This window comes from Lysinibacillus sp. 1 U-2021, from assembly GCF_029916965.1.
GTDB classification, from domain to species: Bacteria; Bacillota; Bacilli; order Bacillales_A; family Planococcaceae; genus Lysinibacillus; species Lysinibacillus capsici.
Window position 1 is genome coordinate 2,906,868 of sequence record NZ_CP123966.1, and the last position, 15,226, is coordinate 2,922,093.

14 protein-coding genes, 1 pseudogene and 1 riboswitch are annotated in these 15,226 nt (G+C 32.5%); of the genes and pseudogenes, 6 read left to right on the forward strand and 9 right to left on the reverse strand.

Features of this window, described 5'->3' with window-relative positions:
• Positions 1-69: 69 nt before the first annotated feature.
• The 4 genes from QH639_RS14950 to QH639_RS14965 form a co-directional block, all read right to left on the reverse strand.
• A complete protein-coding gene (locus tag QH639_RS14950; RefSeq protein ID WP_281114773.1) occupies positions 70-876 on the reverse strand; it encodes a hypothetical protein in 807 nt (268 codons plus the stop codon).
• A 316-nt stretch (positions 877-1,192) separates the two neighbouring features.
• A complete protein-coding gene (locus QH639_RS14955) occupies positions 1,193-2,755 on the reverse strand; it encodes a DEAD/DEAH box helicase family protein (protein WP_281114774.1) in 1,563 nt (520 codons plus the stop codon).
• Between the two features lie 658 nt (positions 2,756-3,413).
• A complete protein-coding gene (locus tag QH639_RS14960; RefSeq protein WP_281114775.1) occupies positions 3,414-4,301 on the reverse strand; it encodes a hypothetical protein in 888 nt (295 codons plus the stop codon).
• Positions 4,302-4,320: 19 nt separating this feature from the next.
• Positions 4,321-4,470 carry a hypothetical protein gene (locus tag QH639_RS14965; protein ID WP_281114776.1) on the reverse strand — a complete coding sequence of 50 codons (150 nt, stop codon included), beginning with the start codon at positions 4,468-4,470 and terminating at the stop codon, positions 4,321-4,323.
• A gap of 313 nt (positions 4,471-4,783) precedes the next feature.
• Between QH639_RS14965 and QH639_RS14970 the strand changes: the two genes are divergently transcribed.
• Complete coding sequence (locus QH639_RS14970; RefSeq protein WP_281114777.1) at positions 4,784-5,131, forward strand: helix-turn-helix domain-containing protein; 348 nt, start codon at positions 4,784-4,786, stop codon at positions 5,129-5,131.
• 321 nt (positions 5,132-5,452) lie between these two features.
• Here QH639_RS14970 and QH639_RS14975 read toward each other — a convergent pair whose 3' ends face one another.
• The 5 genes and pseudogenes from QH639_RS14975 to QH639_RS14990 form a co-directional block, all read right to left on the reverse strand.
• Positions 5,453-6,244 (reverse strand): hypothetical protein, encoded by a 792-nt coding sequence (locus tag QH639_RS14975; protein ID WP_281114778.1) that lies wholly within the window; start codon positions 6,242-6,244, stop codon positions 5,453-5,455.
• 728 nt (positions 6,245-6,972) lie between these two features.
• Positions 6,973-7,887 (reverse strand): tyrosine-type recombinase/integrase, encoded by a 915-nt coding sequence (locus tag QH639_RS14980; RefSeq protein WP_281114779.1) that lies wholly within the window; start codon positions 7,885-7,887, stop codon positions 6,973-6,975.
• Between the two features lie 175 nt (positions 7,888-8,062).
• Positions 8,063-8,247, reverse strand: a riboswitch (cobalamin riboswitch).
• Positions 8,242-8,520 (reverse strand): annotated as a pseudogene (locus QH639_RS26510) (HD domain-containing protein); the annotation flags it as partial. It overlaps the preceding riboswitch by 6 nt.
• Before the next feature lie 361 nt (positions 8,521-8,881).
• Positions 8,882-9,787, reverse strand: a complete 906-nt coding sequence (locus QH639_RS14985) for an SDR family oxidoreductase (RefSeq protein WP_131521445.1) — start codon at positions 9,785-9,787, stop codon at positions 8,882-8,884.
• A 25-nt stretch (positions 9,788-9,812) separates the two neighbouring features.
• On the reverse strand, positions 9,813-10,565 hold the full coding sequence (locus tag QH639_RS14990) for an SDR family oxidoreductase (protein WP_131521444.1): 753 nt from the start codon (positions 10,563-10,565) through the stop codon (positions 9,813-9,815).
• A 163-nt stretch (positions 10,566-10,728) separates the two neighbouring features.
• On the opposite strand from QH639_RS14990, the gene QH639_RS14995 reads away from it, so the two are divergent.
• From QH639_RS14995 to QH639_RS15015, 5 genes are all read left to right on the forward strand, one after another.
• Complete coding sequence (locus QH639_RS14995; RefSeq protein ID WP_131521443.1) at positions 10,729-11,268, forward strand: TetR/AcrR family transcriptional regulator; 540 nt, start codon at positions 10,729-10,731, stop codon at positions 11,266-11,268.
• Positions 11,269-11,553: 285 nt separating this feature from the next.
• Entirely contained in the window at positions 11,554-12,240 is a 687-nt protein-coding gene (locus QH639_RS15000; RefSeq protein WP_131521442.1) for a GntR family transcriptional regulator, read from the forward strand.
• The gene (locus QH639_RS15005; RefSeq protein ID WP_131521441.1) at positions 12,206-12,877 is read left to right on the forward strand and encodes a DUF2848 family protein; all 672 of its coding nucleotides are present in this window, start codon (positions 12,206-12,208) and stop codon (positions 12,875-12,877) included. The genes QH639_RS15000 and QH639_RS15005 overlap by 35 nt, the downstream gene beginning before the upstream one ends.
• 16 nt (positions 12,878-12,893) lie before the next feature.
• A complete protein-coding gene (locus tag QH639_RS15010; protein WP_237898149.1) occupies positions 12,894-14,162 on the forward strand; it encodes an MFS transporter in 1,269 nt (422 codons plus the stop codon).
• A gap of 5 nt (positions 14,163-14,167) precedes the next feature.
• The gene (locus QH639_RS15015) at positions 14,168-14,956 is read left to right on the forward strand and encodes a carbon-nitrogen family hydrolase (RefSeq protein WP_237898148.1); all 789 of its coding nucleotides are present in this window, start codon (positions 14,168-14,170) and stop codon (positions 14,954-14,956) included.
• Positions 14,957-15,226: the final 270 nt, after the last annotated feature.

Below are 15,226 nucleotides of genomic sequence, written 5' to 3' on the forward strand. Positions count from 1 at the left end.
TTTATTATTTTAAAAAGTCCGTATTGAACGGTTTATAATATGTAGTTACTTATCGGCTCGTTATAGTACTTACAATCCCCATTGCTCTTTTAACTTCGTCAAAAACTTCATTTTCCCACCATTATCACCACATACATCTGGATGAAACTTTTTAGATGCCATTCGATAAATTTCATGAAGTAGTTTCTTTTCATCATCTGTGTAGGTACTTTGTGAAGTAAATGAGTAACTATTGTTTCCTCCACTCGAATAATTACTGTAGGTACGTTTAAAACTTTCCTCGTAACTACGTCTTGTATATTCCTCTTGAGCTTTCTTCTTGATTTTTAATTCTTCCAAGTATTCAGGATTTCGAAGCTTTCCAAATACATCATAGCAATACTTGTATTCTCCCTGACCATATTCTTTATCGAATGCTGCCTCAGCACTTCTATGTTCGTCTAATTTAACTTTGTGCAGTATTTTGGCTTTATATTCCTCAGTTTGCTTAAATTCCTTTTCAATTTGCCGATTCAATGGATCAATTTTTTTATTTATAATCTCGTAAAATTCATCTTCAGTAATTTCCATTTCTCTTAACCAAGTATTTAATCTATCCTGCATATAGTAGTCACCGTACCAATTATCAAGAAAATCATAGTAGCCCATTGTACAGATAACCCATTGTTTCTTTTTAACATTTCCGTTTTCTCGATATGATTTATGTATACTAATCTTATAAGCATCTAAAACAGGACGTTCAAAGCGTTCATCACTATATGTATAACCGTATGATGTTTTACTCTCACCATTAAATGACCAAGTTGTCTCTGTAACTTTGATTTCTTTACGTGCGCCATATTGATTAGGCTTCTTCTTTTTTACTTTTTGAATCACACAATAAATAATAATTCCTCCTTTTGTAGTTACCTGTTCTATTTGCCTAGTACCTACACTTTTAACTAAGATAAGAATCTAAGGTCAAAACAATAGTCTATACTTTTAAGTAGTAAGTATCGCTAAACTTGCTATTCGCAAATTTGCTCTACTAACAACTAAAAAGTATCGCCTTCGCCATATTAATCATTCAATACTCACTATTCGTTCGCATTGAACAATTAATCTGTCGTAATATTTTTATGTATTTTTTATTATTTGTCACAGTTTTACTAAGTTTTTTATATATAATAATTATAGGGAATTTGTGACACATCTAATTAATTTCACTTAACACTATGTACCTCTTACCTCGCATCTCACCTTTACTTTCTTGTTTAGGATTAGATACAGCAAATGGTAATTTTAACTGGTCACGTAATATGGACTCTAACGTTTTAGGATTTAACTTTTTAGTACGATAATCTACGTTTGTCTCGATTGTCACTAATTGATTGAGTATTATGTTCGAAAGTACCTGTTGTTCTTCAGTAAACATTTTTTTACCTACTAATGCTTTGATTGTTATGTATAATTGATTTACTTCTAGGTTTGATGGTACATTTTTAATTAATTTTTCAGGATCAAAAGTATTTTGTAACCCCAACCAACTTAGCTGCACCTTTATGTATGCAAAGAAATCTTTACCTTCATACTCCCCATATCCATTCTCGAAATAATTAATCATTTCTTCTGCAAACTTTTTATCTTTGTGTAAGCGATTAATACCTTCTACATTGAGTATCCATTGATTTAACTCATCCAATACAAATAAAGTATTTGGCACTTTAAGGTGATCGTTTTTATACTTTGCATGAAATGCTTGTACATTTACATTAAATTCATCTACAAATGCAATTTGACGATTGTAGTTATAGTCAATCTTCTTTTTAAAATTCTTTTTGCTAAAAGTAGGTAAATATAAATTTACTTCTCTAGCCTTCTTAATATCTACCCTACAACGGCCAACCTCTTGAATGAATGTCACTTCGTCATAAGCCATGACTACTACATGCTTCAATTTGTTATCTGTGATGTTTACACCGTTATCAAGGTGCTTAGTACAGATATAAACTTTTTCATCAAATTTTTCATTTTTTATGTAATTCGTTGACGTTTTGCTATGTGTAAATACTGCGTCAATTTCAGCTTCTTCTAGTGTCCTGCGTATGTAATCTCCACTTTGTTTACTTGTTACAAATATCAGCCATTTATCGTCCGTCTGGTCATTGATGATAAGCTGTATGATGTCTTTAGACTTTGTAAAGTATTGAGGATTTAAATAGCTAAAATCCGATCCAGTTGAATATGAATATAATTCGTTATACGTTTTTTTATTAATGTATGGTAGTAAATCATTGATTGTAGCACTGATTAAAACCTTTACAGTATTGCTTAATTTACTATCAATTAATGCTTTTTTACTTAGAAACGTTTTATGGTTGAAAGCAGTATCAACACAGAAATAATGAGCTTCGTCCATCACTATGTACTTGAATGATGTTACATCGTATTCTCCATAATTTAGAAATGACTCCAGTCGTTGATAATTTAATATATGTATGTTTCCGAATATTTCACGCTTAATTAGCGCATCCTCTTCTTTCTTATTTTTAGGTAGCTTTTCACCACGTAGTTTGAGTAAATCGTACTTTACCTGCTTATTTAATTTCCTGCGATTACATACATACAATAGCTTTTCAGGTGGCTTTAAAGATGGCACGAGTACATTAAATACAAAATAGGTTTTACCTGTACCCACCTGACTGTAAAGTAATGCTATATCTCCACCTTTCCATTTCTTATATTCTTCTTTTACAACATCTGATACATACTCCAATTCTAATTTTTTAACTATATCTAATTCCTCCTTCTTCTCTTTTTCCTTTTTTTAGGTAACAAAAGGTGAAATAATATAAAATGTGTAGATTATTTTACCTCACTCTATTTACTCCCATTTTGTATCATGGTATGATTACTTCAACAACAAAACTTATACTGCACATATAAATCTACCTCCTTTCAAAAATAGGGTAGAATAAAACCAACACATTTGCCAATTATTTTGCAAGTGTTTTTGTGTTTATTCGATTTTGGGATACTTATTAATATTATAATGTAAAAGTTGGAGAAGTGACAGTCGAGCCTAAAAACATTTTTTATGATTAGTTAAACTTAAACTCATTCAAATAATAATAGTAATTTCAGTAAGTAGCTAGTGGAGGTCAAAATTTTTTTAACTCTACCTTTTTTTTTGCATAAAGTAATGGATTGTGATACTATACTAGATAGGAGAGGGGCGTTAACCCCTCATTGTTATGTGCGACTATTCTTCTTTCGTTTTGCCGACGGTGAGGAAGAAAAATTTAATTTAAACGAGAAGGTTATAAGCATCCAGTGATCGCAACTCGCTGTATAAGTCGCTTATAGCCTTTTCAAATTCTTCTTTAGTTTCTGTATCCAAAAAACTAGAGTAACATTGTTCGATATCTTCAAGTCTATTGTCCATATTCTTCTGCAACCTCTTCTACTACTGTGTCGATAATTTCGATTACTTCAAATTCTGTTGTAATAAAATTTTCATCATCAATAAATGTAAAATCACTAATTGTAGTGTTGTCAGGAGTATAAATACTTTCAAATGCGTCGCTTGTATTCTCAGCACTATAGCCGTATACAACAAAATTGAAAGCAAATGTAAACTCAGTTAAATCATCATCTATCTTTTTAAAGGATACTGGTAACAGTTCATATTCAGTCTTTTTCAAACCTTTAATAGTCAAATTAAAATTATCGATTTTATAATCATAATTGTCTAGTAAACACTCTGATCGGTACAAAAAGTTACAATTATTAAAGAATGCATCTGGCACACCTTTTACTAACACTTTTAATGATGCGAGTTGCTCATATTTTTTTGGTGCTTCATCATATACGGTGATCTCTTTCATCAAATACTCATGACTAAACTCGTATAACAATATGTCACAATCAAATTCCATTCTCGATGTGTCAGCATCCATTAATGTAAAGTTGTTGAGTACAACATCACCCTCTAAGGTTCTACGTATCTTTTCAGCAGCTTCTTCGGCACTATTTGCAAATACGTCAAATGCAAATAGAACATCAATTACAGCGATACTATAATTCTTTTTTCTGACTGTGTAAGAAGTCTCTTTAACCTCTAATAAGGTTTCCTCCCCATCTAGCTGTACCATTAACCTATTAAACTTATCTCCATATTTTATATACGCATTACGATTTGATAATTTATTTCCTTTATATTCGTTAAAATCGGATTCAACTAAAATTTGCGTTGATGCTAAAACATTAAATTTTTTTGTTCCTCGATAATTAGGATGTAAAACACTATATTGACTGCTCATATATACTCTCCTTTGTGTGTTATTTGATAGTAATGATTAAAATGATACCTACAATATTAGCTGCTAAAATAGCAAATTGATGCCAGTAGTCTGTGATGACTATTTCTTCATCTGGTGTGTCTGGTAGGTAGTTAAAGTAACGGATGATTGCGATCAACAATGTACCCATAATAATATCTCCTGCTCTTTATTTTTTAAAAAACAAGTTAAATTAATAACTAATTTGCTAATAAACGTTGACCAAGAATGACTTTTTTGCTATTATCAAGACATAGCTAAATAAGACTTTTAAAAAGCCTGAAAGTTTTACATTTCACGTTGGGGAACGGTTAAAATGTATTTTATTAGGTCGTATTTTGTTGCCTTTTTAGCTAAATAAATAGCTTATGAAACAAGTATATTAACTTTAAAGTCATTTGTCAACATACTAATGACCAAAAAGTTAATGTCACTCTAATAAGCCTTATGAAAGGTTGATATGAATGAGTTTAGTGAAAACAATAAAAATGCTATGTGATGAAAGAAAAGTTACCTTTGCTGAAGTAGAAAGAGAAATAGCTATCTCAAACGGACAAATAAGAAGATGGGATAATGCTTCACCAAAAAGTGAGACCTTGTCAAAAGTTGCAGATTACTTCCATGTTTCAACCGACTTTCTACTTGGACGGACTGATCAAAGGTATTTAGATTTAAAAAACACTACTGAAAGTGATGCAGACAAAAAATTACATGAGATAATTAGCAGATTAGATGAAGTAGATAAAGAATTATTAATCGCCTCTATAGAAAACACATTACTCCTAGCAAAACAATTAGCTAAGAAAATGTAATACCAGTGTAACTCGTACCTCTTTCTTGATCAAAAAAAGGCTGGAAAAAGTTGAAAAACCCTTCTACTCAGCCTTTAAATATCCCAAAGAATATGAATCATTCAAAATATTAACCTACATTTGAAATTTACTTTACTATATTTGTTTTTCCCTTTCGCTTATTCATTTTTTTCTTATCCGGAGTTACATTATTAACATTCCGCTTATTTGTTTCCTTACCTTCTCCTATAAGACCCACTAAATATCCCCCAATATAAGCACAACTCGTTGTTAAAACTAATGCGTTTAGGTAACACTTTCTTAAAGAATATTGTTCATTATTCAAAGTTTTATAAATATTTCATATGTACTTTTTGATTCTGATATTCTTTTAATTACCCTATATACTCTATCCTCAGTTGAAAGCACTGTTATAGAGTCAGTTAAAAAGTACTCTAATCTTAACTTCTCTGAAATCCCATTCTTTTCTAATAAGTTGCTCAAATTCTCATTTTCTTCTATAAAGATATAATTAACAGATTTAGTCTCTGGTTTTAAAGAATAAATTAGTAAAAATGAAATCCCTATCATAGTTATTAAATAATCTGTTAGGCTAGTTAATACAATTTCTACATCAGCAATATATCCATAAGCAAGCATTGTTATAGAAAAAAGTAAGAAAGCTAACGTCATATGAATTTTTGTTTTAACATTTAATTCATAAATAAAAGAAAGCTTACTTAAAGGTCTATTTAGCCAATGTAACCATCTAGTGTTAGTACTTTTTATAAAAATAAACTCTAAAAAAGATACTACATAGCGAAGAATTATACCTACAGTAGAAACAAGGAAAGCAATACTAAATACCCAAAGAAATACTGGGAAAATTATTATTTCATATGCTAATAAGAACGCTAATGCACAATACACAGGAATAATAAATAAAAATACACTTATATTTTTTTTTAATTTAATCATTGCAAATTTATCTCTTGGTAATAATCTCATATCAAATGAATCGTAAGATAGAGAAGTATAAAAAGACATAAATACACTGCGGATACTAATTCCACCAAAGATCAAAGTCAATAAAGGTATTAATGTACCCATCTTTTCTATTATTTCTTTAATCAACAAATATCCCAACCTTCAACAATTAAGTAGTTCAATAAATCTAATTCTATTATACTACAAGAAAAATTTGTATTAATAGTATTATTATGAATATTTGTATTGACAACTGTTTACACTCTCCCCATCATGAAGCCAGAGTTGAGGACAACGGCTTGGTGCAAAAATGACTGCCTAAGTTTTAAAAACTAACTTAATAGAATCTAAAACATAGACAGTCATTGCAATTTTCATGAATCCTTCATTTGAGGTATCCGTATTGTATGCCCTTGTTAAATGCGTTCTCTCGAACAATACATCTACTAATCTACTTCTGCCCCCGATAGTTACACTGGATTATAGTTTGCTATAAAATTGTGTTATGTGATGTATTCTGCATGACCGTAGCCACTCAGATCTTCCACTCCTGACCGATTATATGCGTCAACCACATTCAGATACCAAAGCCAACAAGGAAGCTCTTAAATGGGATCCTAGACTTAATTATCGCATTGGCTAAGTCATAACCTGACCAGTTTTGTTTAACGTCCTGTTAGTGGGCAACCAAGACTGAACTAAACCTATTTTAGGCAATAGGAAACTAGACCTTTGCATTTTATCTTTTTTTGAAGTAAAAAGAAGGTATATAATCGCTCATATTTAGTTGTGAGTGAAACACTACAGACGGACATCTTAGTGTTATTCTTGAAGGAGCTGGCTACTGCATATAGCTGGCTCTTTCTTTTTATTTGTCATAGTTCAAAATCATTTAAAGGATTGTACTTCTCATTTTGTTCATGCAACGCTGATCCCCAGAGTGCAAGGTACTTTTCAGTCATACTAAGATTTTTGTGGCGAAGAATTTTTTGAAGAGTAAAGACATCTCCACCTCCTAGAAGGAATTTTTGTGCAAAGGTATGCCTAAATGTATGGGCTGATAATCTAACATCTTTAAAGTTCATTACCTCTTGCAATCGTTTAAATACACTTTTCGTAGCATCATAGGACATCGGGCTGCCATCTCTATTAACGAATACATAATCATTAAGTGTCTTAAAATGACGTTCGCAATATAACTTGTATTCCAGTAATTCCTGCAATACCTTTGATGTTAATGGGACTGTTTCTTGCCTTCGATTTTTACCGTAAATTGTTAATTGATAATGTTCTGTGTTAATATCAGTCCATTTAAGCCCTCTTAACTCCCCTATTCTTATTCCAGTACCAAGTAAAGTAATAATTATTGCTGAGTTACGGAAAGCCGTAAATTGATGGTCTTTTCTTTTTAATCTCCTGTAGTACGTCAACATTTGTCTAATATGCGAATCAGTAAATACTTCAATTTTTTCATCTGTTTCTAGCTTTGAAATCTTGTTGCATGGATTTTTAGTAATGTATTCGTTGTCTAGTAAGTGATTAAAAAAAGCTCTCAAATTTTTAAGTTTATTATTCACAGTGTTAGGACTGTTGTTTTTTTCCTTTCTGCAATACAAGAGATAACTTTTAATGGTAGATTGTGTAATTTCAGTTACATCTAGAATCTCCTGCTCAGTCAACCATCGTTTAAATTCCCTGAAAAAAATTACATATCCCTTCATCGTATTTACACTTAAATTTTGTAATTCTCGTTCGTCCATAAAATCTTGAATAGCAAATTTTACTAACAAAAAAACACCTCCAATAGATTTTAGTAATCTACTAGAAGTGTCGTAGCTTAAAAGAAAAGTGGCGTTACTTGCCCACTAACCTTTTCGTTTTTAATATGTACGCTAAACCCTTGATATATCAACGTTTATAATAACCAACCAAATAGGTATCTTCCCCCTATCCGCGTAGGTTTTTTGGCTGTACTAGATAAAGGCAGGTCTCCTGGCTTATGTTCATCACACCTTTCACCTTCCCATTACGACTCGTAACAGTGGCCTTTTGAAATGTGCTCCCATTTACAGTTGCGGGACAGCATGCAATGCTATTGCATCCCAGACAAGACGAATTGACTCTTCTGGAACTTGATATTGTTGCAAAAAGCTTCTTGCAGCATTTGCACCATCTACTTCAAATCGTAAATCTGGACTGCTATACTCTTTTGTTAATCCTAAATCATGGAATAATGCGCTGATATATAGTAATTCTAAATCGAACTTCTTATTTGCTTCTTTTCCCTTAATGGCACTAAATAAAAATACACGATTTGAATGGTTCCATAGTAAATCATTTCCATTTTCCCTCAAAATATCTTGTGCATCTTTTGCTAATTTAGAATCTGGAATTTTAATACCGGCTACTTCATTAAGCATCATTAAAACACCTTTCTTTTTAAAATTGCCTTTCGATAAAGGCTTCTTTATTGTAAAAGAGTATTTATCATTTATCTATTTGATAATTTCTATAATAATTATAGAAATTTTCTATCGAATGATCCCTTTTAAAGTAATAATGGAATGCTTTTTTACATTAAAATTGCAGTACTCTATAAAAACCTTCACTGCAGTTTTTGTAAAATTTAGTTCGTTGCTCACCATTAAAAAGCTCAATATATACCATTCATTATAAGGGTGGTAATCCTTCTCTCGTTAGTATTGCAAACGTTCTTTGGTTTATTCTACTTATTACTTGGTACTATTATCTCGTTTCGGCCTACATTTCTAAAAAGTAGCTCGTTCACTTGTTTTTTTGAAGTAGATCATCTAAGCCTATTCTAGTGAGGAATTCTGTTCTAACACGATCAGCAACAATTGAGACCTCCTCTGAGCCATCATCCACTGGATCAATGTGTACTCGGTATGGTCTTTCACCTTCTGGTAGAGAAACAATACGTGCAATTTCATCAGATACCATAGATACATCAGCATCCTCAGGAGAAATAGCAGCTAGCTTTTCGCCTATTTGATCTATTAAACCATTGTACTTAGCATCGTATTCAGCTTGTACTTGTTTGTCTTGTGGTTGACCAGCGTTAATAAAATGATTCGTTCCACTAGTAAAAGAACCTGGTACTACGATTGAAGTTTCTATTCCAAATCGGGCAAGTTCAGCAGCATAAGAAACTGCCAATGAGTCCATACCAGCTTTTGCGGCAAAATAAGGGGCCAAGTAGGGTGGTGTTCCACCTTTAACACTTGAGCTAGACACCCAAATAATTAGACCTTGACCACGTTTCCGCATGTTAGGGAGCACAGCACGATTAACACGTTGAGTCGATAACACATTGATATTGTACATTTCGGCTAGTTGCTCAGGTGTAAACGCTTCTGCTGGACCAACAACCATATGTCCAGCATTATGGATTAAGACGTCGATATGAGTATGTTTAGTTAAAATCTCTCTCACTGCAGAATCAATAGAATTTTGTGAATTCACATCCATTTCAATTGCGTTAATATTTACCATATGTTTAGTCGAATAATCGATAACCGCTGTTACTTGATGAGCATTACGACCATTTGTTTCCCGCATACCTGCATAGACAATATGTCCAGCTTTTGAAAGTGTTCTAGCAGTTAGAGCACCAAATCCACTTGAAGCTCCTGTTATAACTATGACTTTCTTTTGTTCTTCACTCTTCATTATTTATTCCTCCTAATGTGAAAAATTAAGCAAGACCACCATTTGAAAAGATAACTTGTCCATTAATCCATCGTCCTGAAGTTGCTAAATATGTTACTGTGTCTGCAATGTCCTCTGGTGTACCAAGACGTTCAAGTGGTGCTGCTTTAGAAAGATTATCGATTGTTTGCTTATCTTTTCCATCTAAAAATAATGATGTTGCAGTTGGACCTGGAGCCACTGCATTAACGGTGATATCTTTACCACGTAATTCGCGTGCCAATATCATTGTCATTGATTCAACCGCTGCTTTACTTGCTACGTAAGCCCCGTATGTTGGAAATTGTGTACGAGTAACCGAAGTAGAAATATTAATAATTGCACCACCTTTGCGAACTCGTCGCGCAGCTTGTTGGGATATTACGAAAGCTCCTCGAATATTTGTGCGGTGCATTTTATCTAAATCGGCTAAGTTCAACTCAGCGATAGAACCGAGTAACATAATACCTGCTGTATTGATTACAACATCAATACCACCAAATTTTTCTTCAATTATATCGAAAGCTTTTTGCATAGCTTTTTCATCTGCTACATCTCCACCAATACTAATTGCTTTTCCACCTTGTTTTACAATCTCATTCACTAGAGTTTCTGCTTTGAGCTTATTACCAGAATAATGAACAGCAACAGCAAATCCATTTTTAGCTAGTTTTTTTACTACAGCTTGTCCAATTCCACCAGAGCCGCCTGTAACAAGTGCAACTCGTAAATCTTGTGTTTCAATAATTTTTTTTGTCATGATATTAACTCCTTTGCTCTTAAATAGTTGAAGTAGGTTACGATTATTTTAATTTGTAACCTATCAACACCACTATTATACATCGTTTAGTTACAAAGTCAACATTTTGTAACTTGGTTGTTATACTGTATAATGTAACTTAGTAAAACTAGGGGGTTCCATAATGGCAATACTAACAAAAGAGAAGATTTTTTCTGTTGCAGAAGACATTATTATGAGAAAGGGTGTACAAAAAACAACTCTTTCTGATATTGCAAAAGAACTTGGAGTTACACATGCGGCATTTTATAAACATTACAAAAATAAAGAGGACCTAATGCAGCAACTTGCACTTAGGTGGTTAAAAATTACTTCTAAAGAATTATTAGAATGGGAAGCTCCTAAAGATCTAAGTCCTGCTGCTGCACTTCATGATTGGCTTTGGCTTCTAGCAACTACCAAAAAAAAGCTTTATCATGACGACGAACGTATGTTTAGGTTATATACGGATTACTTAGAAGGCACTCAAATCCTTGTTAAAGAGCATTTAAAAGTATTAGCACAAAAAGCAGAATCCATTAGTGGATTAAAAGAAGCAGGATCTGCCATTATTACAGCATTTGTATATTTCCATAATCCATATTTTGCAGATCGCTGGGATAATGAGTTTTATAAGGAGAGTTTTGAAAGTGTATGGAAATTAGTTGAAAATAAAATTCCCTAAATTAATATAGTACTTAAATATTTGCAGTAATTATTTTTTGCATTTTGTTATCAAATAGATTTAAAAATAAAAAAAGATGTATGATAAAACGCCATTAACAATTGAAATATTGTAATGGCGTTTTTTTATATATATTACTACGTAAAAAATTCTTTTCGATTTTGGGAAGGTAAGGTCGCAATAGAGCAAAATACAACTAAAATATAAAATATCAATTTAAAATTGACTGAACTTTAGAATTGTTGTAAAATCTCTGGTATACCACATACCACGAGGGGGCTTCCAATGAAAAAAATAGAGACAGGTATGGCACTTAGAGATATAGCTTTTAAGGAAATTAAGAAATCCATTTTGAACTATGAATTATTGCCAGGACAAGCAATCTATGAGAGAGAATTGAGTGAAAAATTAGGAATAAGCAGAACGCCTATAAGAGAATCTCTGTCGTTGCTAGAAAGGGAAAAATGGATAGTTTCAAAGCCACGAGTAGGTACTTTTATAAAAGAAATTACAGAAGAAGATGTTATTGAAGTAATGGAAATAAGGATGATTTTTGACCGTTTTGCACTTGAAAAAATATGTGGGACGATTACTTTAGAACAAATAAATACTTTAGAGGAGTATGTTAAAGAACAAGAAAATAATAGAACAGATCAGCAAAAATTTATTGAGTTGGATAAGGAGTTCCATGCTCAAATCGTATCATTAACTAAAAATGAGCAAATAGAAAAGTGGTTTGAGGAAATTGGCGATAAGATAAGATGGTTTGGGTTAAAAGCCATTACTGAAAAATCACGTATTGAAGAAACAATTACTGAACATAAAGAAATTATAAAAGCTTTAAAATCACAAGATATAAATCAACTTTTATTAGCATCAAATAGCCACGTTGAAAATACTAAAAAAGAAGTGATTAATCAATTAAGGAGCAATTTAAATGAAGAAAACAATCAATTTACACCTTATCAATAGTGAGGTGAGAAAACATGAAATTGACATTAAAAAAGTAATTGTTGTGGGTTATGGTGGAAGGAATGTCGATAAAATCCAAGAACACATAGATGAATTAAAAGAATTGGGAATTGCACCCCCACCAAGTGTTCCTATGATATATCCACAAAATATTGAACAACTTAACTTTTCTAATGAATGTCATGGTAGCAAATTTTCTTCTGGAGAGGCTGAATATGTATTATTCCATGATGGACAAGAATGGTTGTTTACTCTAGGCAGTGATCATACGGATAGAGAGGTTGAAAAAGATAATATTTTAAAGTCTAAATTAGTATGTGATAAACCTCTAGCATCCGATTTTTGGAGACTGAAGGACTTAATAGAAGATTGGGATACTATCATTTTGCGATCGTATGTTACTTCTAATAGTGAAAGGTTTTTATATCAAGAAGACACTTTGGAAGCACTTTTAGAGGTGGATATTTTATTAGAAAAACTGAACAAGCTGGGGGAGATAGATTTAGAACATACCGTGATTTATTCAGGTACTGTACCTACAAAAAATGGTTTTGTCTTTGGTGAAAAATTTGAATATGAAGTTGAACAGCCAAAGCTAAACAGGAAAATAAAACATCATTATACTATTGTCAATTAAGTAAGGGGGCGCTTTTTTGAAAGAAAAACCAACAAAGGTTAGATGGGGACTAGCATTCTTTTTCTTTATCATTGGTGTAATCGCTTACATGGATAGGTCAAACATATCAATAATAGCAAAGCCAATGATGGATGATTTAGGTCTAGATAAAGTTCAGTTCGGGATGCTTGCATCATTATTCTCATTAGGTTACGCGTTAGTTCAAATTCCGGCGGGCTTATTGGCGGAAAAATTCGGTCCAAGAAAAATGGTCACTTTTGCATTAGTATGGTGGTCAGTATTTACTGGTTTAACTGGATTAGTTAAATCTCATGGTCTACTGTATGCAGTGAGATTCTTATTTGGAGTAGGAGAAGGACCCATGTTTCCGGCAAACGCTGTATTTAATACAAATTGGTTTAGACGAGATGAAAAGGCAAGAGCATCTAGTGCTTTATTAGCAGGTTCCTATTTTGGACCAGTTATAGCTCCAATCGTCACCGTTTATATCTATCAATATTTTGGTTGGCAAGCTGTATTTTACATTTTTGGATTGTTAGGAATTATTATAGCTGCCGTATGGTGGGTTATAGCTAGAGACTATCCAGAGATTCATAAATTGGTTAACGAAAAAGAAAAAGAATATATATTAGAAGGCAGAGAAATTGTTAATACGGCTAAAGCTAGAGCACCTTGGAATACATTTTTGAAAAATTATAGATTTTGGGCAATAGGTCTGCAATATTTTGTTGTTTTGTATATCATTACGTTCTTTTTAGTTTGGTTACCTACTTACTTATTAGAAGATAGAGGATTTTCACTAAGTAAAATGGGATTTGCTGCGAGCCTACCTTGGCTAGCTATATTGATAACTGTAATGACTGGTGGTATTCTTTCTGACTACTTAGTACGTAAAGGTTTTTCAAAGCAAATATCAAGATCCTTTTTAGCTATATCAGGTTTAATAGTATTTATTATTTCAATGTACTTTGCTGTTATGACAGTATCACCTTATATGAATGTATTATGGCTATCATTGTGCTTGGGATCACTAGGTTTCACTGTAGTATGTTCATGGGCCTCTGCTACAGACTTAGGAAGAAACTTTTCAGGCTCTGTTTCGGGTTGGATGAATTTGTGGGGAAATTTAGGAGCATTTGTATCACCATTGTTATGTGGTTGGTTAGCAGAAAATTTTGGCTGGAATATCACATTAGGAATGACTGTAATTCCTGTATTCATTGCAGCTATCTTATGGTTGTTAGTGAAACCAGATATTTCATTACTAAATAGACTTGAGGAGTGAGCTATATGAATTACTTAGTATTTCAAATGGAGCTAGAAGTAGGAAACCCAGAAAAGAATAGAAATATCATTGAACAGTGGTTAGAAGTTAACTACTATGAGGACTTAGATATTGTAGTTCTTCCAGAAATGTGGTCGACGGGCTATGCATTGAAAGAATTAAAAGAAATATGTAGTGTGGATGGCAATCAATCTATTGAATTTTTACAATTACTTGCTAAGAAGTTTAATGTAAATTTGGTGGGGGGCTCAATTGCTTTTTTAGAAGGTCGAGATATCTTTAATCGAGCAATTATTGTAAATCGAAAGGGTGAAATTGTTCATACGTATGATAAGATACACCTTGTTCCGATGTTAGATGAGCCAAATTTTTTAACAGGTGGACTAAATCAAGTTGAAGTATTTGAGCTTGAAGGAGTGAAGATGGGCGTAATAACTTGTTATGATTTAAGATTTCCTGAAATTATTCGTGACTTAGCATTACAAGGTATTCAAGTACTACACGTCGTAGCAGAATGGCCATTAGTAAGAGAAACACATTGGAATACCTTACTTCGTGCACGTGCAATTGAGAACCAAATGTTTGTTGTTGGATCAAATGTAACTGGGACAAATCTAGGAGAAATATTTGCAGGTAACTCGCAAATTATAGACCCTTGGGGAGATATCGTTCAGAAATTAGATCAAGAGGTTGGAGGTATACGGGCTATATTGAATTTAGAAAAAGTACCACAAATCAGAAAAGAAGTTCCTATTTTTACTTCCAGAGTACCCGAAAAGTATAGAAAGTTATAATAAAGAGCTACTTCAAGGATGTTATCTTTGGAGTAGCTTTTAGATTTTAACATAGTGCTAATTTTTTATATAAAAGAAAAAGAAAGTGAAGCGAAACAAGAAAAGTAGGCATTCAATTTTATAAAGAATTAATCTTGATCAACGTAATCAAGATAAGTATCCCCTAACTGCAAAATATTGAGTTACTCATAAAAAACATATTTCAGACACTAAAAAGTCAGCTACTTGTACTTTAAGTAGTTGGCTTTTTAGTATTAGTATTTTAACTGC

Excerpts from the sequence above, each read along its gene's own strand:
- QH639_RS14995 (WP_131521443.1), top strand. The coding sequence starts at position 10,729 with ATGGCAATACTAACAAAAGAGAAGATTTTTTCTGTTGCAGAAGACATT.
- QH639_RS15000 (WP_131521442.1), top strand. The coding sequence starts at position 11,554 with ATGAAAAAAATAGAGACAGGTATGGCACTTAGAGATATAGCTTTTAAG.
- QH639_RS14960 (WP_281114775.1), bottom strand. The coding sequence starts at position 4,301 with ATGAGCAGTCAATATAGTGTTTTACATCCTAATTATCGAGGAACAAAA.
- QH639_RS14965 (WP_281114776.1), bottom strand. The coding sequence starts at position 4,470 with ATGGGTACATTGTTGATCGCAATCATCCGTTACTTTAACTACCTACCA.
- QH639_RS15015 (WP_237898148.1), top strand. The coding sequence starts at position 14,168 with ATGAATTACTTAGTATTTCAAATGGAGCTAGAAGTAGGAAACCCAGAA.
- QH639_RS14970 (WP_281114777.1), top strand. The coding sequence starts at position 4,784 with ATGAGTTTAGTGAAAACAATAAAAATGCTATGTGATGAAAGAAAAGTT.
- QH639_RS15005 (WP_131521441.1), top strand. The coding sequence starts at position 12,206 with ATGAAGAAAACAATCAATTTACACCTTATCAATAGTGAGGTGAGAAAA.
- QH639_RS14985 (WP_131521445.1), bottom strand. The coding sequence starts at position 9,787 with ATGAAGAGTGAAGAACAAAAGAAAGTCATAGTTATAACAGGAGCTTCA.
- QH639_RS14990 (WP_131521444.1), bottom strand. The coding sequence starts at position 10,565 with ATGACAAAAAAAATTATTGAAACACAAGATTTACGAGTTGCACTTGTT.